Origin of the sequence: Mycobacterium sp. D16R24 (assembly GCF_002013385.1) — a bacterium.
In the GTDB taxonomy this organism is placed as follows: domain Bacteria; phylum Actinomycetota; class Actinomycetes; order Mycobacteriales; family Mycobacteriaceae; genus Mycobacterium.
The window spans coordinates 103,767-121,851 of the sequence record NZ_MAEV01000006.1 but is presented as its reverse complement, the minus strand read 5'-3'; the positions used below and the strand labels follow the sequence as shown (position 1 = coordinate 121,851).

Here is an 18,085-nt window from a genome sequence, read left to right as displayed (position 1 = left end):
TTAGGCTGGCGTCATGCTGCTGACGTCCCTTCACCCCAAGTCGCCCGATCTCGCGGACGCGGTTCGTATCGGCGAGGACAGCTGGGGCCGCGGCGACCTGGTCGGCGCGGCGACGGCAGCGGCCGAACGCATTGGCGGTGCTTCGGGTCCCGTCGCGGTGCTCGCTCGCCCGAGTATCGATACGGTCCTGGCGGTGATCGCCGGGCTCATTGCAGGGGTCCCGATAGTGCCGGTACCGGCAGACGTCGGAGTGGCGGAACGACGCCACATACTCACGGACAGCGGGGCGATCGCGTGGCTGGGCGAATCGCCAGACGAGCCGGACGGATTACCGCATGTACCGGTGCGGCGGTATTCGCGGTCGTGGCATCAGTACTCCGAACCGCGACCGGAGTCGACGGCGTTCATTGTCTACACCTCGGGGACAACCGGTGCGCCGAAGGGGGTGCAGCTGAGCCGGCGCGCGGTGGCGGCCAGCCTCGACGGTCTGGTGGATGCGTGGGCGTGGACACCCGATGATGTTCTGGTGCATGGACTTCCACTGTTTCACGTGCACGGGCTGGTGCTCGGCCTGCTTGGATCACTGCGCGTGGGAAATCGGTTCGTGCACACCGTCAAACCGACACCCGAGACCTACGCGGCTACACCAGGCACGATGTACTTCGGTGTGCCGACGGTGTGGTCACGGGTGGTGGCCGACGAATCCTGCGCGCGTGCACTGTCTTCGGCGCGGCTACTGGTGTCGGGGAGCGCGCCACTGCCGGTGCCGGTTTTCGACGGGCTGCGCCGGCTTACCGGCCATGCCCCCATCGAACGCTACGGGGCCACCGAAACCGTCATCACGCTGTCCACGCGTGCCGATGGTGAGCGCCGCGCCGGATGGGTCGGTCACCCGTTGACCGGTGTGCGAACTCGGCTGCTGAACGAGGACGGCACCGCCACCCCACACGACGGGGAAGCCGTCGGCCAGCTGCAAGTTCAGGGACCGACATTGTTCAGTGGATACCTGAATCTGCCGGAGAAGACGGCCGACGTGCTCACCGAGGACGGCTGGTACCGCACCGGTGATGTCGCCGTCGTCGACAGCGACGGAATGCACCGCATCGTCGGACGCGAATCGGTCGACCTGATCAAATCGGGTGGTTACCGCATAGGTGCCGGTGAAATCGAAACCGTGCTGCTGGGGCACCCCGGGATTGCGGAAGCCGCGGTGGTGGGTGCTCCCGACGAAGACCTGGGGCAACGCATCGTCGCCTACGTTGTCGGTGACGTGGTGGAGAGTGACGTCATCGCGTATGTGGCGCAACAGCTGTCCGTTCACAAACGCCCGCGTGAGGTACGGCGAGTGGATGCGCTACCCCGAAACGCGATGGGGAAGGTCCTCAAGAAGGAGCTGATCACATGGACTGGACCGAGGAACTCGTAGACCAGATCGAATTGCACTGGACAACCCAGCTGCGCCCGCGGCTGGACGGCCCGAATGACGACGAGTATTTCTGGGAGCCGGTGCGCGACTGCTGGAGCCTGCGTCCCCGCAGCACCTCGAAGGCGCCTCTGGTAGGAGGTTCCGGCGATTTCGTCATCGAATTCGCCGCCCCGCCACCGGATCCGGCGCCGGTGACCACGATCGCCTGGCGGCTCGGCCACATCCTGGTGGGTGTGCTGGGCGCACGCGTCGCCAGCCATTTTGGGGGCCCGCCCGTCGATTACCTGACCTACGACTACCCGGTCACGGCTGCCGATGCCCTGGAGCGACTCGACGGTTTTTACGCAGCGTGGCGCGAGGGCATCATGAGCAAGGACGAGGCCGGACTCCTGGCCCCCTGCGGCCCGGCCGAGGGGCCATGGGGCCACCGGTCCTTCGCAACACTCGTCCTGCACATCAATCGCGAGCTGATTCATCACGGCGCGGAGATCGCGCTACTGCGCGATCTGTACGCCTGGCGCCAGAACTAGTTGGCGTGCAGGGCGGCGTTGAGCTCGAACGCGCTACCGTCGCGCGACACCACCTCGACCGCACCGGTCTGCGAATTGCGCCGGAACAGCAGATTGTTGGCGCCCGATAGCTCCAGCGCCTTGATGGTCTTGCCATCGGGCGTGGCGACCTTGGTGCCCGCCGTGACGTACAGCCCGGCCTCGACGATGCAGTCATCGCCCAGGCTGATGCCCACACCGGAGTTAGCGCCCAGCAGCGAGCGCTGGCCCACGGAGATCACCTGGCTGCCACCGCCGGACAGGGTGCCCATGATCGACGCGCCGCCACCGATGTCGGAGCCGTCGCCCACGACGACACCGGCCGAGATGCGGCCCTCGACCATCGAGGCGCCCAGGGTGCCGGCGTTGAAGTTCACAAAGCCCTCGTGCATGACGGTCGTACCGGGGGCCAGGTGCGCACCCAGACGCACTCGGTCGGCGTCGGCGATACGCACGCCAGTGGGCACCACGTAGTCGACCATGCGGGGGAACTTGTCGATGCCGAACACCGTCACCACTCCGCGTGCGCGCAGCTTGGCGCGCACCGTCTCGAATCCTTCGACGGCGCACGGGCCGTAGTTTGTCCACACCACATTGGTGAGCACGCCGAACAGTCCATCGGTGTTGGCGCCGTGTGGCTGGACCAGCCGGTGCGACAACAGGTGCAGGCGCAGGTAGGCGTCATAGGCGTCCGCGGGCTTGTCCGCGAGCGAGCCAATGGTGGTGCGCACCAATACCTTCTCCACACCACGCTCGGGGTCTGACCCGGCCAGTGCCGACAGCTCGGCAGGTGCGTCTGCCGCAGAGATCCGCTCGGTTCCCGGGGCGCCGGGTGCATCGGTCAACTCGGGCGCCGGGAACCAGGTATCCAGTACCGATCCGTCCGCCGCGATGGTCGCCAGGCCAAGTGCTACTGCTCCGCTCACGCCGTACACGCTAGCCTGAGTCGGTGGCGCTTGAACTCGCTGGTGACCCGGTGGCGCTGACGGCTGCCCTGGTGGACATACCCAGCGAGTCGCGGCATGAGGCGATTATCGCGGACGCTGTCGAGGTTGCCCTGCGGGAACAGACCAGGGGATTCGAGGTCATCCGCAACGGCAACGCGGTGCTGGCCCGCACCAATCACGGCCACAAGACCCGGGTGATGTTGGCCGGACATCTGGACACCGTGCCCGCCGCCGACAACGTGCCCAGCCATTGGGAACGGGGAGAGGGCGGCGACATTCTGTTTGGCTGCGGCACCGTGGACATGAAGTCCGGGGATGCCGTCTTCCTGCACCTGGCTGCCACCGTGATACCTCGCGTCGATCTGACACTGGTGTTCTACGACTGCGAGGAGATTGAGTCCTCGGCCAATGGGCTGGGCCGCATCGAGCGTGAACTGCCTCAATGGCTCGACGCCGATCTTGCCATCCTGGGTGAGCCCACCGCCGGTCTCATCGAGGCGGGCTGCCAGGGCACCTTGCGTGTCGTGATCCGTGCCGACGGTACCCGCGCGCATTCTGCGCGATCCTGGCTGGGGGACAACGCTATTCACAAGCTCAGTGCCGTCCTGGACAGACTCGCGGCCTACCGCGCACGCATCGTCGACATCGACGGGTGCGAATACCGGGAAGGGCTGTCCGCTGTGCGGATCGACGGGGGTGTTGCCGGGAACGTCATCCCGGACGCCGCAGCGGTCACCGTCAACTTCCGGTTCGCCCCCGACCGCAGCCCCGAGCAGGCGCTCGCGCATGTGCGCGAGGTGTTCGACGGGCTCGAGGTCGAGATCGAACTCACGGACTCCGCCGCTGGGGCGCTGCCGGGCCTTGACCGCCCCGCCGCCGCCGAGTTAGTCGGCGCGGCAGGGGGAGTGGTACGTGCCAAGTACGGATGGACCGATGTCTCCCGGTTCGCGGCGCGCGGGATCGCCGCGGTCAATTACGGGCCGGGTGACCCTAACCTCGCGCACACCCGCGGTGAACACGTTCCGGTACAGCAGATCACCGATGTCACCGAGGTGCTCCGGCGTTACCTCAGCGCGTGACGGGTGCGGCGTAGGTCCCCGGCGTCTGACCGAGGGTGCGCCGGTACACGTCGATGAACGCGCTCGGTGTGGCCCAACCACATTGATGCGCCACATAGGTGACGGGCCGATCCTCCGCGAGCAGCCGTAACGCGTGATGAAGCCGGATCTGGGTGCGCCACTGCGGATACGTCATACCCATGTCGGTGCGGAATAGCCTGGTCAGCGTGCGCTCGCTGGCACCCACGCGCCGGCCAAGCTCGGCCACTGTCCATACCTGCGTCAGGTCGTCCTCCACCAGCGCACACGCCTCGGCCAGACGTTGATCGCGCGGCGTGGGCAGCTTCAGTGCCTGCTCCGGGCTGCGCCGCAGTTGGTCGACGAGAACGACATTCAATCGCGTGACCTCATCGTCGGGTAGGTCGCCGGGAACTGAGCAGGTCATGATCAGCTCACGCAGCAGGGGGGATACCGCGATCACGGTCGGGGTTGTCAGCTCTACCACGTACTTCTGGGGGTCGAAGGCCACGGAATGAAACTCGGTGGGGCCGTAGAAGCGATGCTCGTGACCGGCGCCGGCCGGTATCCACAGTGCGCGGTTCGGGGGTGCGATCCAGGTGCCGTCGTCCGTCGTCACGGCGATCACGCCAGAGGCGGGATACACAATCTGATGCACCTCGTGCCAGTGGCGGTTGATGCGTTGCCCGCCGCTCACCGACATCACTCCGGTGAGATGGCGGCTAATCAACATAAGATGGCATTTTATCGGAAGCTCGCGTCTTGAGAAATCCATAATCTCGTCAGCCATGACCGACTTGGCGAATGACCGACAGCTGACCAGCGAGGCCGGGCCGAGGCCACCTTCATCGGCGTGGAATCGCATGCAGTACTGGGTAATCGCACATGCTGTCGACGACTTCTACCAGGGTCTGGTGCCCGCGGCGATCCCGTTCTTCGTGCTGGAACGGCACTACAGCTACGCGGCTGCCTCCGGCCTGGCGCTCGCCGCGACACTGGGGAGCGCGCTGCCTCAACCACTGCTCGGGCTCATCGCGGATCGGTGGAAGCTGCTGTGGATGGCACCTGCGGGTCTGGCCGCCGCCGGTATCGGCGCGGGTCTGGCCGGACTGGTGCCCGGCTACTGGCTCGTCTGGGCCATGCTGCTCATCTCGGGCCTCGGTGTGGCCGCCTTCCATCCCGCCGCCGGACGCGACGCCCGGCGCGACGCGGGGGACGGCGCCACGGCGATGAGTTTGTTCGCCGCCGGAGGGAGTGTCGGCTTCTTCCTGGCTCCCGCGCTGGTGACACCCGCACTGGTGTCCCGCGGGCTGGGTGCCACGGCGTGGTTCATCCCACCCGCCGTGATCATGGGATTCGTGCTGTGGCGCTATCAGCTGCGGCAGGGTTCCGCGACCAGCGCGCAGCGACAGCTGACGGGGTGCGATCGATGGGGCGCATTCTCCGTCCTCGTCGGCGTGGAGGTGGTGCGCTCGGCCAGCTACTTCGGCATGAACACCTTCATCGCGCTGTACCTGATCGATCACCTGGGTGCCTCCGCGGCGATCGGTGGCCTGGGGTTGGCGATGTTCCTGGGTGGCGGAGTGATCGGCACGCTGCTTGGCGGCCGGATCAGCGATCGCATCGGCATGATCGCCACCATTCGGATCGGCAGCATCGTCGCGATCCCGGCGTTCGTCGCGCTGCGAGTCTGCCCGCAATCCTGGCTGGCGCTGGCGCTGGCTGCTGTCGCCGGAATCGCCGTCAACATCCCGTTCGCGGTGTTGGTCAAACTCGGTCAGGACTATCTGCCGACGCGTCCGGGCACAGCCGCGGGGGTGACGCTGGGGCTGGCCGTCAGCATCGGTGGACTCTTCGTTCCGGTACTGGGAATTCTGGCTGACCACCACGGCCCCGAGGCGGTACTGACGACACTTTGCTTCGTGCCGATTCTGGCGATTGTACTGGCCTTCGCGCTGCCGCGACCCGAGCGGGAATAGCCGCCTGAACGCGCGAGGTTGGCCGACAGGTGAAGCTCGGAGTGGCGATCGGCCGACCTCTTAGTGTGCAGAGCGATACCAACCTGGTCGACGCCTTCATCGCGCACGGGCGCCGCGTCACCGACGCCGGGGTTGGCACGTTGTGGCTCGGGCAGATGTATCACTACGACGCGATCACGATGGCCGCAGTGGTGGGTCAAGCGATATCCCCGGAAAAACTCCGCACCCTGGGGGTTTCGGTCGTCCCCATCAATCCGCGCCATCCCATCGAGGTATCGGCGGCGGCGCAGACCGCGCAGGCCGCCACCCACGGGAGATTCCAGCTGGGGCTGGGGCTGGGTGCGCCGGTGATCGAGGGTCCGAGCTACGGCCTGCAGGTGGACAAACCGATACTCCGTCTGCGTGAGTACCTCACCGCGCTCCGGCAACTGCTGGACGGTGGCACCGCGGAGTTTCACGGTGAGACCCTCACGGTCGCACTGAAATTCACGACCTCGCAGCCCGGCGGCGAAAATATCCCCCTCGTGGTGGCGGCCATGGCGCCGCAGGCACTGCGTGCCACCGGCGAGCTCGCCGACGGCACGATTCCGCTGCACGCGGGACCACGGGCGCTCAGTGAGGAGATCGTGCCCGTCATCGACGGGGCCGCCGAACGGGCTGGGCGTCCGCGTCCGCGAGTGATCGCCGGCGTCGCGGTTGTCGTCACCTCCGATCCGGAACGGGTCCGTGCGCTCGCGATCGAAGACATGGCGTTCTACGAGAGCATCCCGTCATACCGGAAAGTGCTTGACGCCGAAGGTGTTCAGCACGCGGGCGAGGTGGCCATCATCGGCGACGAGAAGCATGTTGCCGCAGGGCTGCAGCGGTACTTCGACGCCGGGGCCACCGAGGTCTTCGCCAGTCATACGGAACTCGGCGGACGTCAGGATGAGGCGCGCACGTTGGCTCTGTTGAGCGAGCTGTCCCGAGAAAAGTGAGTTGCCGCCTGCCCTTAGGCTGGCAACGTGCCTGATCACCCCCAAACCCAACTGCACGGGCCAGTTCGACTGCGCCGCGACCGTTGCGAGAACACCACCGCCGACCAACGCTTGTTGGAGAGCCACGAAACAGGCGGCTGGACGCACACGGACCAGTGGCGGGTGCTGCGCATCCAGAGCGAGTTCGTCGAGGGATTCGACGCGCTTGCCGAAACTCCCAAGGCGGTAACGGTTTTTGGGTCGGCCAGGACGAAACAAGATTCAGCGGAGTATCGGCTCGGCCGCGAGTTGGGCGTCGCTCTGGCCGAGGCCGGATACGCCGTCATCACCGGAGGCGGACCCGGTGCCATGGAGGCCGCCAACCGTGGCGCCAGTGAGTCGGGCTACTCGGTGGGCCTGGGCATCGAGCTGCCGTTCGAACAGAGCCTCAACGAATGGGTGGACCTGGGCATCAACTTCCGCTACTTCTTCGTCCGCAAGACCATGTTCGTCAAGTACGCGCAGGCGTTCGTGTGTCTGCCGGGCGGGTTCGGCACTCTCGACGAACTCTTCGAGGCGCTCACCTTGGTGCAGACCCGGAAGGTCACACGCTTCCCGATCATCCTGCTGGGCACCGAGTACTGGTCGGGGTTGATCGACTGGGTCCGCGAGACGCTGGTGCCCGCCGGAAAGATCGGCGAGCGGGACTTAGCGCTGCTCTCGGTGACCGATAGCGTCGAGGAGGCCGTGGAGATCATTCTCACCTCGGCGGCGAACGGAAACGGGGCACGATCATGAGCTGGTCGGTCTGTGTGTACTGCGCTTCCGGGCCGCGGCACCCCGAACTGCTGGATCTGGCCACTCGTCTGGGCACCGCCATCGCCGAACGCGGATGGACCTTGGTGTCGGGGGGAGGCAACGTCTCGGCGATGGGCGCGATAGCTCAGGCCGCGCGGGCCGCCGGTGGACGCACCATCGGCGTCATTCCCAAGACGTTGGTGCACCGCGAGGTCGCCGATACCGACGCCGATGAACTCATCGTCACCACCACCATGCGCGAACGCAAGCAGATCATGGAGGACCGGTCCGACGCCTTCATCACCCTGCCGGGCGGGATCGGCACTCTCGAGGAGGTTTTTGAGACGTGGACCGCCGGCTACCTGGGACTACACCAGAAGCCGGTGGTGCTCCTGGACCCCGACGGACACTACACCGGGCTGCTGCGCTGGCTCGACGAAGTGCAGGACAAGGGTTACGTGGCAGCCCCTGCCCGGGACCGGCTGTTGGTGCACACCGATATCGCCGCCGCCCTCGACGCATGTCAACCAACGGATTGACGGGGCCTGACCGTTCGTCAACAATGCGGTGAGCCATTGCCTACTGGGCGGTAAGAACAGGGATGACCCGCTAGCGGGAAGACCGACAACAGGGAGAACCAGATGTCCGCAAGCAGCACCATTCCGTCCACCGCCCGTAACCGGGTGCGGCTGACCGAGGTGCTCGCACAGCTTCCCTCGCTGGCGCTCGACCTGCCGATCATGGCGGGTGGAGTCCTCGGCGGCATCAAGGCCAACCCCAACGGGCGCCTTTCGATCGGCGCCGTGTTCGCCGACCGTGCCGCCAAGCACGCCGACAAGGTGTTCCTGCGCTTCGAGGGCAACGACATCACCTACGCGCAGGCCAACGCCACTGCCAACCGGTATGCGGCGACCCTGGCCTCGCACGGTGTCGGCCGCGGTGATGTCGTCGGCATCATGCTGCGCAACTCGCCGCAGACCGTGCTGCTCATGTTGGCCACGGTGAAGCTGGGCGCCATCGCGGGCATGCTCAACTACAACCAGCGCGGCCATGTCCTGGCGCACAGCATCGGCCTGCTTGATTCCAAGATGCTTGTCACCGACGCGGAATTCGTGGACGCCATCGGGGAATCGGGCGTCAACGTGGTCTCGCAGTTGACCGCTGACGAGCTCGACCGGATGTCGGTGTTGGCACCCACCACCAACCCCAGTGCCACCGAAGCGGTGCTGGCCAAGGACCGGGCGTTCTACATCTTTACCTCGGGAACCACCGGACTGCCGAAAGCCAGCGTGATGACGCATTACCGGTGGCTGCGCGGTATGTACGGCATTGGGAGCCTGGCTTTGCGGCTCCGGTCCAGTGACGTGCTGTACAGCTGCCTTCCGCTCTACCACAACAACGCGCTGACCCTCGCGGTGTCGACGACCATCAATGCGGGAGCCACCCTGGCCATTGGCCGCTCGTTCTCGGTATCCCGGTTCTGGGATGAGGTCATCGCCAGCCGCGCAACAGCTTTCATCTACATCGGTGAGCTGTGCCGGTACCTGCTCAACCAGCCGCCCAAGCCCACCGATCGCCAGCACAAGGTGCGCGTCATCATCGGCAACGGGCTGCGGCCCGAGCTGTGGGGCGAGTTCACTCGACGGTTCGGCATCAAGCGGGTGTGCGAGTTCTATTCGGCCAGCGAGTCGAACACCGCATTCGTCAACGCGCTCAACATCGATCGCACCGTGGGCATCTGCCCGTACCCGCTGGCTTACGTCAAGTACGACATCGAGACGGGCGAACCGCTGCGCAACGACAAGGGGTACCTGACCAAGGTCGGTGCCGGCGAGGCGGGTCTACTGCTGAGCAAGGTCACCAGCATGTCGCCGTTCGACGGGTACACCGACCCGACTGCTTCGGAGAAAAAGCTGGTGCACGATGCCTTCAAGAAGGGCGATACCTGGTTCAATACTGGCGATTTGATGCGCAACCTCGGTTGGGGTCACGCTGCGTTCGGGGACCGGCTTGGCGATACCTTCCGGTGGAAGGGCGAGAACGTCGCCACCACGGAGGTGGAGGCCGCGATCGATCACAACGAGGCGATCGAGGAATCGACGGTGTTCGGCGTGCAGGTGCCGGGAACCGATGGGCGCGCGGGAATGGCCGCCATCAAACTGCATGACGGCGTGGAACTCGATCCCAAGGCGCTGGGCGACATCGTGTATCAGAGTCTGCCTGCCTATGCGCTGCCGCTGTTCATTCGAATCGTGGACACGCTGGAGCACACCACCACCTTCAAGAGCCGCAAGGTGGAACTGCGTGAGCAGGCTTACGGCGAGACCGTGACCGATCCGCTGTATGTGCTGGCCGGTCGTGAGGAGGGATATGTCCCGTTCTATCCCGAGTACCCGTCCGAGGTGGCCGGCGGTCAGCGCCCAAAGGGCAGCGCGACTATCTGAGTGCTTGACGTACTCGCATCATTCGTCAACGATTCGATAGGCCCGGACACGGTGGTCCGGTGAACTCGGAGGCACATGGTGGTGCGCGAAGACATTCCTCCTGCAGCCCGCGAACGGGTGGAACTGGCCGACGTGTTGGCCAGGTTGCCTGCTCTGCTACCAGATCTGCCGATTATCGTGCGGGGTCTGCTCGGTGCCGCCAGGGCGACGCCGGGCGCTCGCACCTCAATTGGCAGCGTCTTCGCCGAGAGCGCTGCCAAGCATGCCAACCGGGTGTTCCTGCGGTTCGAGGGCAGGGACATCACCTACCGGGAAGCCAACCCAGATGGCCAACCGGTATGCGGCCACGCTGGGGGCCCACGGTGTGCGTCGCGGTGATGTTGTCGGCCTCCTGCTGCGCAACTCGCCGGAGGTCGTCCTGCTGATGTTGGCGACCGTGAAGCTGGGTGCGGTGGCCGGCATGCTCAATTTCAACCAGCGCGATAACGTGCTGGCGCACAGCATCGGCTTGCTCGATGCCAAGGTTCTGCTCGCTGACTCCGAATTCGTTCCCGCGGTGCGGGACTGCGGCGTGCGGGTCGCCGCGCTGTTCACCGTCGACGAATTCGACGCGTTGGCGCAGGGTGCCTCGGCGGCGGATCCGCAGGCCACCGCCGAGGTGCGGGCGAGTGACAAAGCCCTGTACATCTGTACCTCCGGGACCACTGGGCTGCCCAAGGCGAGTGTGATGACGCACTACCGATACCTGCGTGCCGCCGCCGGATTCGGCAGCGTGACACTGCGATTGCGCCCCTCCGAAGTCTTCTTCAGCTGTCTGCCGCTCTATCACAACAGCGCGCTCACGGTGGCCGTCGGCTCCACGCTGACCACCGGCGCGACCTTGGCCATCGGCCGGTCGTTCTCGGCCTCACGTTTCTGGGATGAGCTCATCGCCAGCCGCGCGACAGGCTTCATCTACATCGGGGAGCTCTGCCGCTACCTGCTCAACCAGGCGCCCAAACCCGTTGATCGTCACCACAAGGTTCGCGTGATGGTGGGCAACGGCCTGCGGGCGGAGCTGTGGGGTGAGTTCAGCCGACGGTTCGGGGTCCGGCAGATCAGCGAATTGTATTCGGCCAGTGAGGCCAACACCGGATTCATCAACGTGCTGAACATCGATCGCACGGTGGGCATCTGCCCCTCTCCGATCGCCTTCGTCAAGTACGACGTGGAAACCGGCGAACCCGCCCGCAACGCGAAAGGCTTTCTGACCAAGGTCGGTACGGGTGAGCAGGGTCTGTTGTTGAGCAAGGTGACATCGCTGGCACCCTTCGATGGCTACACCGATGCGAAGGCAACCGAAAAGAAGTTGGTGCGCAACGCCTTCAAGAAGGGTGACGTCTGGTTCAATACCGGCGATTTGCTGCGGGATCTGGGGTGGCGTCATGCCGCATTCGGTGATCGGCTGGGTGACACCTTCCGGTGGAAGAGCGAAAATGTCGCCACCACCGAAGTTGAGGCGGCGCTGGACCAGGATGATGCGATCGAGGAGTCGACGGTTTTCGGTGTCGAGGTACCGGGCTGCGACGGCCGTGCCGGGATGGCCGCCGTCAAGCTCCGCGGCGAGGCGGCGTTCGATCCGGAAAGGCTGGGCCAGTTGGCCTTCAAGAGCCTGCCGGGGTATGCGCTGCCGCTGTTCGTCAGGATCGTGGACAGCCTTGAGCACACCGTGACCTTCAAAAGTCGCAAGGTGGAGCTGCGCAATGAGGCGTACGGCGACGCCGTGACCGATCCGCTGTATGTGTTGGCCGGTCGCAGGGAGGGTTACGTGCCGTTCTATCCGGAGTACACCGCCGAGCTCGCCTCCGGGCAACGTCCCAAGGGATAGGTGCTCGAGGAGTTACTGTTTCACGGTGGGAGTCAGCCGTCGGGTGCGCGCGTCGCGGCGCCGTCAGCGTCGGGTGAAGCTTGCCGACAACGACCTCACCGATGAGCAGTGGTCGACTCTGGTGGAGGCGTGGGGCGGTTGCGCCTACTGCGGCGCAACGGGAACCGCGCTGCAGCGCGACTGCGTGCAAGCGATCTCGCGCGGGGGCCGCTATACCCGCTCCAATGTTGTGCCCGCCTGTGCGTCCTGCAACGCGAGTAAATGCAATGCAGAGGTGACCAGCTGGATGCGGCGCAAGCGGCTTGACGAGAAGGCCTTTCTCATCAGATACGTGGAGATCTCGGCCGCCGGTTAGCTCGTGGTGTACACGCCGGTCGGCTCGTCGTGGTAACCCTTCGAACCGATCTGGCGCTCCAACGGACTGCGAAATCAGCTTCGGCGGCAAGGCAATTGAGTACGTGTCGGTAGTCATAGCGTGGGCGCCAGCCGAGTTCGTCGCGTGGCTTGGTGTTGACGTAGACGCGATCGATCGCCGGAAACATGGACCAGCCACGCGCCGCGTACAGGTCGGGTTGCTCGGGGAAGTGCCGTGCCACCATGCCGGGAGCGTTGGTGCGTAACTGCGCGGCATCGGCGGGGCAGAACGGCGTCGTCACCGACACGACGTACGAGGCCCAGCCGATGGCGGGGGCGCGATCGGCCGCCAGCAGGTGTGCGTCGACAACATCGGCCAGATCCACCCGCCGATAGAGGTATTCGTTGGCCTTCGCATTCGCGTCCGGGTAACGCGCCCGCATCGCGTCGCTGTCGTCTTGTTCGGGAAAGAAGCGTGAGGTGCGCAGCACGATGACCGGCAAGCCGCTGTCCTGGTGCACCACATGCGCGATGTCTTCCGCGGCTGTTTTGGTGGCGCCATAGATGTTCTTGGGTACCGGTGTTACGTCCTCGGTGATCCAGGCGGCCTCGCCTGCGCCGACCAAGGCATGCCCAAATGCGCTGGTGGTGTTGGTGTAGACAAAGCTGGTCACGCCCGTGGCGACGGACTCTTCCAGGAGGGCGAGCGTGCCCTCGATGTTGGTCACGACGACGTCGGCCCGGGTGTGCAGCACCGATGTCACCCCGGCCATCGCCTCGCTGACGACCGCGCGGTCGGCGCCGCGCCTGCTCAGCGTGCGGACCAGCGCCTCCCCGAGCTGGCCCGAAGAGCCGCTGACCAGGAATCGATTCTCGCCCATGTGCCCATACTGCTCAGGCCCGCAAGTCATTTCGTTCGCCGAATGTGAAACGTAGGCGGGAAATCGCGGGAAATCTCGCCCAGGTTTCACACTCGGCGCAGCCGCAGTGGCCTTGGCCTGCACAATGAGGGTGTGCGCGAGACGTTTTGTGGACGACAGGTCCGCACCGATCGTGCCCTCATCATGGCGATCGTCAACCGCACACCGGACTCCTTCTACGACCGCGGCGCCACCTTCACCGACGAGGCCGCCCAGGCCGCCGTGCACAAAGCGGTGGCCGACGGCGCCGATGTGGTCGATATCGGTGGCGTCAAGGCGGGCCCGGGCGAGACCGTCGACGCCGAGGCGGAGATCGCGCGCGTGGTGCCCTTCATCGATTGGGTGCGCGATGCTCACCCCGACCTGCTGATCAGCGTTGACACCTGGCGCGCCGAGGTCGCGGAAAAGGCCTGTGCGGCGGGCGCCGACTTGATCAACGACACCTGGGCGGGAGTCGACTCCGAGCTACCCGCGGTGGCCGCCGCCCACGGCGCCGGACTGGTGTGCTCGCATACCGGTGGTGCGGTGCCACGCACCCGGCCCTTCCGGGTGAACTATGGGGCTGACGTGGACGGGGTGGTCCAGGCGGTCATCGCGGAAGTGACCGCGTCTGCCGAGCGTGCGGTGGCTCTGGGGGTATCGAAGGACTCGATCCTCATCGATCCGACGCATGACTTTGGCAAAAACACCTTCCACGGGCTTACTTTGTTGCGCCACGTAAACGATCTCGTTAATACCGGGTGGCCCGTGTTGATGGCGTTGAGCAACAAGGATTTCATCGGGGAGACTCTTGGTGTGGGACTGACGGAACGACTCGAGGGCACTCTCGCCGCCACCGCGCTGGCGGCAGCGGCCGGTGCCCGCATGTTCCGGGTGCATGAAGTCGGCCCCACACGCCGCACGCTGGAAATGGTGGGCTCCATCGTCGGGACCCGCCCTCCGGCGCGAACAGTGAGGGGGTTGGCATGACCCGTCAACTTGACGGAGTGGTTGGTATCGACCCGAGCTGGCTGGACACCCACAGCTGGAACCGGCCCGATTGGACCGTCGAGCAGCTCGTCGCTGCGAAGAAGGGCCGCACCGTGTCGGTGGTGCTGCCCGCGCTCAACGAGCAGGAGACGGTCGCCGCGGTTGTCGACACCATCAGCCCGCTGCTGGGTGGTCTGGTGGACGAGCTGATCGTCCTCGACTCGGGCTCCACCGATGACACGGCGATCCGGGCGGTGGCCGCGGGTGCGCGCGTCGTCAGCCGTGAGCAAGCGCTGCCCGAGGTGCCGCCCAATCCGGGCAAGGGCGAGGTGCTGTGGCGTTCGGTGGCCGCGACGACGGGCGACGTGATCGCGTTTGTCGACTCGGACCTCATCGACCCCGACCCGATGTTCGTGCCGCATCTGCTCGGCCCCCTCTTGCTGGGGCAGGGTGTGCACCTCGTCAAGGGCTTCTATCGGCGTCCGCTGAAGGTGAGCGGGTCCGAGGACGCCAACGGTGGCGGCCGGGTAACCGAGCTGGTGGCCCGCCCCATGCTCGCCGCGCTGCGGCCCGAGCTGAGTTGCGTGGTGCAGCCACTGGGCGGCGAATACGCGGGTACTCGTGAACTGCTGTCCTCGGTGCCCTTCGCGCCCGGATATGGGGTCGAGATCGGGCTGCTCATCGACACCTATGACCGTCTCGGTCTCAACGCCATCGCTCAGGTCAATCTGGGTGTGCGCAGTCACCGCAATCGGCCGCTGGTCGAACTCGGGGTGATGAGTCGGCAGGTGATGGCGAGCATGCTCTCGCGCTGCGGAATTCCGGACTCCGGGGTGGGCATCACCCAGTTCTTCGCCGATGGCGACGGCTTCACGCCGCGCAGCTCGACGGTGTCGCTGGAGGACCGCCCACCGATGAACACCCTGCGCTGACCCTCAGCTCTTCTGGATCTCGCGCTCACCGTCGGTGGGCGACCACACGGTGACGATCATGTGGCTGTCGTCGAGCCGGACCGCGGATGCGCCCTGGATGTCGGCGACGTAGAACGGCGCGAACCGTCTTCCGCGCAGATCGAATCCGATAGTGGCATGGAGATGCTCGGCGAACGCGGCGTGCAGGTCGAGATTCTGCTCATCGTGCGCCGTGCCCCAGACCTTGGCATCGCCCTCGCTGATGTGCGTGTCGGTGGTGGCCGTGTGCAGCTCGAAACGGGGGTCACGGGCGAGGTCCGCCAGCTTGGCGGCTGATCCGCGGGGCACCGCTGCGCCGCAGCGTCGAGAGGATGCACAGATTGCGCGTCGCGTCGTGGCGGCGGGTGAACACGCCGGCGATCCTCGGAGCCTGCCGCGTGAACCCTTGCCAGGAGGTCATGGCCCCACGCTAGGCCCGGATGTCGGACCTCGCTGGCAAGATCGGTGTCGTGACGTTCGCATTGACGTATCTGCTGGTTCTCATCGCGGTTGCCGCCGTGCTCTTTGTGCTGGGCGCGACGCTGTTCGGTCGCGGCGAGGAGTTGCCGCCGCTGCCCACGGGCACCACCGCCACCGTCCTGCCCGCCGAAACGGTGACGGGTGCCGATGTGGACGCCGTCAAGTTTTCGCTGGTGTTTCGCGGGTACAAGGCCAGCGAGGTCGATTGGGTGCTGGACCGGCTTGCCCGCCAGATCGACGAACTGCGCGCCGAGCTCGACGAGGTGCAGGGCGCCCGAGTCAACATCGAAGCACATGCCGAGTAAGGAACCTGCACGCTGTTCCTGGGCCGTGGATCCGGCCGGGTCCACGTTGTACACCGACTACCACGACAACGAGTGGGGACGCCCGCTGCACGGGCGTGATGCGCTGTTCGAGCGGCTGTGCTTGGAGGCCTTCCAGAGCGGGCTGGCGTGGATCACCATCCTGCGCAAACGCGAGGGCTTCCGCCGGGCGTTCGACGGCTTCATACCCGAGCAAATCGCCCGCTACGGCGACAAAGACGTGGCGCGGCTGATGGCCGATGCCGAGATCGTGCGAAACCGCGCCAAGATCGAGTCGGCGATATCCAATGCCCGCGCTGTCCTCGATCTGGACACCGATCTTTCGGACCTGCTGTGGTCGTTTGCGCCGAAACGCCGCGCCCGGCCGCAGCGTCTTTCCGATGTGCCGGCAGTCACCGACGAGAGCACGGCGATGGCCAAAGAACTCAAACGCCGGGGGTTTCGTTTTGTGGGCCCTACCACGGCATATGCCCTGATGCAGGCCACCGGGATGGTGGACGATCACGTGCGTTCTTGCTGGGTTCCGCGAGCCGATACTGCCCCCTCCGGAAGGTCCAGTTGAGGGTCTGCTGTCCCCAGATGTCCGCGATAGGGAAGAATGGTCCAGTGAAACGGCAGCTCAGATAGGGAACAATGGTCGGAGATGCCGAACACCCTTGGCTGGAATTTGGAGGGAGCACACGATGGCGGCCATGAAGCCCCGAACAGGCGACGGTCCTCTCGAGGCTACGAAAGAGGGGCGCGGGATTGTCATGCGCGTGCCACTGGAAGGTGGCGGTCGCCTGGTGGTCGAGCTGACCCCCGATGAGGCCGCCGCACTCGGCGACGAACTCAAGAACGTCACCAGCTAGCCCCAGCCTTTGGGTGCTAGCTGCAGACTTTTTGATAGATCTGCAGCGTCATCTCCGCGATGTGCGCCCACGAGAACTCTTCGATACACCGCGCTCTGCCCGCGTTGCCGAACTTGGTGGCGCGGGTGGGGTCTGCGACTAATGCGTTGACGGCGTCGGCGAGGCCTGCCTCGAACGCCGCGGCTTCGCTGCTCTCGTATGCCACCAATGTTCCGGTGACGCCGTCGGCAACCACCTCGGGTATCCCGCCGACGCGAGACGCCACGACCGCCGTACCGCACGCCATCGCCTCAAGGTTGACGATGCCCAACGGTTCGTAGATCGATGGGCACACAAAAACCGTTGCCGCGGAAAGTACTTCCCGCAGTTTGGATGCCGGTAGGAACTCGCGTATCCAGTGCACTCCGGGCCGCACCGCCGCCAGCTCGGTGACGGCCCCGGTGACCTGCTCGGCGATCTCGGGGGTGTCCGGCTCGCCCGCGCACAAGATCAGCTGCGCCTCGGGGGAGAACCGGTGTGCGGCCGCTACCAAGTGCGCGAGTCCCTTCTGCCGCGTGATCCGTCCGACGAACACGACAATCGGGCGCCCCAGATCCACACCGAGTTCGGCGAGCACCGATCCTGGTTGCGTGATCGCCTCGGCCGGATCAACCGGGTACCAGGTTGTGGTGTCGATTCCGTTGCGCACCACGTGGATCCGGCTGGGATCCAGATCGGGATAGGTTGCGATGATGTCCTCGCGCATGCCGCTGCTGACGGCGATGACGGCGTCAGCGGCGTGTATCGCGGTGTGTTCCACCCACGACGACACGCGGTATCCGCCGCCGAGTTGTTCGGCCTTCCACGGACGGCGGGGTTCCAGGGAATGCGCGGTCAGCACGTGCGGGATGCCGTACAGCAGCTTGGCCAGATGTCCTGCCATGCCCGTGTACCAGGTGTGCGAATGCACCACGGTTGAGCCGGTGGCGGCGGCAGCCATCACCAGATCGGCCGACAGGGTAGTCAAGGCCGGGTTGGCGCCGTCCAATGCGGGGTCGGGCCGATGCACGAAGGCGCTGTCGCGCGGTGCGCCCATACAGTGCACGTCGACATCGCACAGTGTGCGCAGCTGAGCCACCAACTCGGTGACGTGGACCCCGGCCCCGCCGTACACCTCGGGTGGGTACTCCCGCGTCATCATTGCCACCCGCGTCGGGG

The 18,085-nt window shown here is 65.8% G+C and carries 17 protein-coding genes and 3 pseudogenes; 15 read left to right on the top strand and 5 right to left on the bottom strand.

What is annotated here, in order from left to right; translation table 11 throughout:
* Positions 1-13: 13 nt before the first annotated feature.
* Both B4383_RS05145 and B4383_RS05140 read left to right on the top strand, forming a co-directional pair.
* Positions 14-1,426, top strand: a complete 1,413-nt coding sequence (locus tag B4383_RS05145; protein ID WP_078289372.1) for an acyl-CoA synthetase — start codon at positions 14-16, stop codon at positions 1,424-1,426.
* Positions 1,402-1,956 carry a DinB family protein gene (locus tag B4383_RS05140; RefSeq protein WP_078289369.1) on the top strand — a complete coding sequence of 185 codons (555 nt, stop codon included), beginning with the start codon at positions 1,402-1,404 and terminating at the stop codon, positions 1,954-1,956. The genes B4383_RS05145 and B4383_RS05140 overlap by 25 nt, the downstream gene beginning before the upstream one ends.
* Here the strand turns inward: B4383_RS05140 and dapD are convergent.
* Entirely contained in the window at positions 1,953-2,909 is a 957-nt protein-coding gene (gene dapD / locus B4383_RS05135; RefSeq protein WP_176126633.1) for a 2,3,4,5-tetrahydropyridine-2,6-dicarboxylate N-succinyltransferase, read from the bottom strand. The genes B4383_RS05140 and dapD overlap by 4 nt on opposite strands.
* A gap of 14 nt (positions 2,910-2,923) precedes the next feature.
* On the opposite strand from dapD, the gene dapE reads away from it, so the two are divergent.
* Complete coding sequence (gene dapE / locus B4383_RS05130) at positions 2,924-4,000, top strand: succinyl-diaminopimelate desuccinylase (RefSeq protein WP_078289368.1); 1,077 nt, start codon at positions 2,924-2,926, stop codon at positions 3,998-4,000.
* Here the strand turns inward: dapE and B4383_RS05125 are convergent.
* Positions 3,990-4,730, bottom strand: a complete 741-nt coding sequence (locus tag B4383_RS05125) for a helix-turn-helix transcriptional regulator (protein WP_078289367.1) — start codon at positions 4,728-4,730, stop codon at positions 3,990-3,992. The genes dapE and B4383_RS05125 overlap by 11 nt on opposite strands.
* A 55-nt stretch (positions 4,731-4,785) precedes the next feature.
* Between B4383_RS05125 and B4383_RS05120 the strand changes: the two genes are divergently transcribed.
* The 7 genes and pseudogenes from B4383_RS05120 to B4383_RS05090 all read left to right on the top strand — a co-directional run bounded on the left by B4383_RS05120 (position 4,786) and on the right by B4383_RS05090 (position 12,396).
* On the top strand, positions 4,786-5,976 hold the full coding sequence (locus B4383_RS05120) for an MFS transporter (protein ID WP_078289365.1): 1,191 nt from the start codon (positions 4,786-4,788) through the stop codon (positions 5,974-5,976).
* Between the two features lie 29 nt (positions 5,977-6,005).
* On the top strand, positions 6,006-6,953 hold the full coding sequence (locus B4383_RS05115) for a TIGR03564 family F420-dependent LLM class oxidoreductase (RefSeq protein WP_078289364.1): 948 nt from the start codon (positions 6,006-6,008) through the stop codon (positions 6,951-6,953).
* Between the two features lie 27 nt (positions 6,954-6,980).
* Positions 6,981-7,730 (top strand): TIGR00730 family Rossman fold protein, encoded by a 750-nt coding sequence (locus tag B4383_RS05110; protein ID WP_078321064.1) that lies wholly within the window; start codon positions 6,981-6,983, stop codon positions 7,728-7,730.
* Complete coding sequence (locus B4383_RS05105) at positions 7,727-8,269, top strand: TIGR00730 family Rossman fold protein (RefSeq protein WP_078289362.1); 543 nt, start codon at positions 7,727-7,729, stop codon at positions 8,267-8,269. Before B4383_RS05110 ends, B4383_RS05105 begins: the two co-directional genes overlap by 4 nt.
* Positions 8,270-8,371: 102 nt before the next feature.
* Positions 8,372-10,174, top strand: a complete 1,803-nt coding sequence (fadD6, locus tag B4383_RS05100) for a long-chain-acyl-CoA synthetase FadD6 (protein WP_078289361.1) — start codon at positions 8,372-8,374, stop codon at positions 10,172-10,174.
* A gap of 75 nt (positions 10,175-10,249) precedes the next feature.
* Positions 10,250-12,041, top strand: a pseudogene (fadD6, locus tag B4383_RS05095) (long-chain-acyl-CoA synthetase FadD6).
* 25 nt (positions 12,042-12,066) lie between these two features.
* On the top strand, positions 12,067-12,396 hold the full coding sequence (locus B4383_RS05090) for an HNH endonuclease signature motif containing protein (protein WP_139360539.1): 330 nt from the start codon (positions 12,067-12,069) through the stop codon (positions 12,394-12,396).
* On the opposite strand, the pseudogene B4383_RS05085 reads toward B4383_RS05090, so the two are convergent.
* Positions 12,393-13,276, bottom strand: a pseudogene (locus B4383_RS05085) (NAD(P)-dependent oxidoreductase). The gene B4383_RS05090 and the pseudogene B4383_RS05085 sit on opposite strands and share 4 nt — an antisense overlap.
* 183 nt (positions 13,277-13,459) lie before the next feature.
* Between B4383_RS05085 and folP the strand changes: the two are divergent.
* Together folP and B4383_RS05075 are read left to right on the top strand one after the other, a co-directional pair.
* Positions 13,460-14,284, top strand: coding sequence for a dihydropteroate synthase (folP, locus tag B4383_RS05080; RefSeq protein WP_286143776.1), 825 nt, complete (start codon positions 13,460-13,462; stop codon positions 14,282-14,284).
* A complete protein-coding gene (locus B4383_RS05075) occupies positions 14,281-15,216 on the top strand; it encodes a glucosyl-3-phosphoglycerate synthase (protein WP_078289358.1) in 936 nt (311 codons plus the stop codon). Before folP ends, B4383_RS05075 begins: the two co-directional genes overlap by 4 nt.
* Before the next feature lie 3 nt (positions 15,217-15,219).
* Here B4383_RS05075 and B4383_RS05070 read toward each other — a convergent pair.
* Positions 15,220-15,655, bottom strand: a pseudogene (locus B4383_RS05070) (hypothetical protein).
* A 49-nt stretch (positions 15,656-15,704) separates the two neighbouring features.
* Here B4383_RS05070 and B4383_RS05065 point away from each other — a divergent pair.
* The 3 genes from B4383_RS05065 (at position 15,705) to B4383_RS05055 (ending at position 16,888) form a co-directional block, all read left to right on the top strand.
* Positions 15,705-16,019, top strand: coding sequence for a DivIVA domain-containing protein (locus B4383_RS05065; RefSeq protein ID WP_139360547.1), 315 nt, complete (start codon positions 15,705-15,707; stop codon positions 16,017-16,019).
* Positions 16,009-16,599, top strand: coding sequence for a DNA-3-methyladenine glycosylase I (locus B4383_RS05060; protein WP_078289354.1), 591 nt, complete (start codon positions 16,009-16,011; stop codon positions 16,597-16,599). Before B4383_RS05065 ends, B4383_RS05060 begins: the two co-directional genes overlap by 11 nt.
* A gap of 121 nt (positions 16,600-16,720) precedes the next feature.
* Positions 16,721-16,888, top strand: coding sequence for a DUF3117 domain-containing protein (locus B4383_RS05055; protein WP_005059648.1), 168 nt, complete (start codon positions 16,721-16,723; stop codon positions 16,886-16,888).
* 16 nt (positions 16,889-16,904) lie between these two features.
* On the opposite strand, the gene glgA is transcribed toward B4383_RS05055, so the two are convergent.
* On the bottom strand, positions 16,905-18,068 hold the full coding sequence (glgA, locus tag B4383_RS05050) for a glycogen synthase (RefSeq protein ID WP_176126640.1): 1,164 nt from the start codon (positions 18,066-18,068) through the stop codon (positions 16,905-16,907).
* Between the last annotated feature and the right edge of the window lie 17 nt (positions 18,069-18,085).

Coding starts and splice junctions, on each gene's coding strand:
- B4383_RS05125 (WP_078289367.1), bottom strand. CDS start 4,730: ATGTTGATTAGCCGCCATCTCACCGGAGTGATGTCGGTGAGCGGCGGG.
- B4383_RS05105 (WP_078289362.1), top strand. CDS start 7,727: ATGAGCTGGTCGGTCTGTGTGTACTGCGCTTCCGGGCCGCGGCACCCC.
- B4383_RS05055 (WP_005059648.1), top strand. CDS start 16,721: ATGGCGGCCATGAAGCCCCGAACAGGCGACGGTCCTCTCGAGGCTACG.
- B4383_RS05140 (WP_078289369.1), top strand. CDS start 1,402: ATGGACTGGACCGAGGAACTCGTAGACCAGATCGAATTGCACTGGACA.
- fadD6 (WP_078289361.1), top strand. CDS start 8,372: ATGTCCGCAAGCAGCACCATTCCGTCCACCGCCCGTAACCGGGTGCGG.
- folP (WP_286143776.1), top strand. CDS start 13,460: ATGGCGATCGTCAACCGCACACCGGACTCCTTCTACGACCGCGGCGCC.
- glgA (WP_176126640.1), bottom strand. CDS start 18,068: ATGATGACGCGGGAGTACCCACCCGAGGTGTACGGCGGGGCCGGGGTC.
- B4383_RS05075 (WP_078289358.1), top strand. CDS start 14,281: ATGACCCGTCAACTTGACGGAGTGGTTGGTATCGACCCGAGCTGGCTG.
- B4383_RS05145 (WP_078289372.1), top strand. CDS start 14: ATGCTGCTGACGTCCCTTCACCCCAAGTCGCCCGATCTCGCGGACGCG.
- B4383_RS05060 (WP_078289354.1), top strand. CDS start 16,009: ATGCCGAGTAAGGAACCTGCACGCTGTTCCTGGGCCGTGGATCCGGCC.
- B4383_RS05120 (WP_078289365.1), top strand. CDS start 4,786: ATGACCGACTTGGCGAATGACCGACAGCTGACCAGCGAGGCCGGGCCG.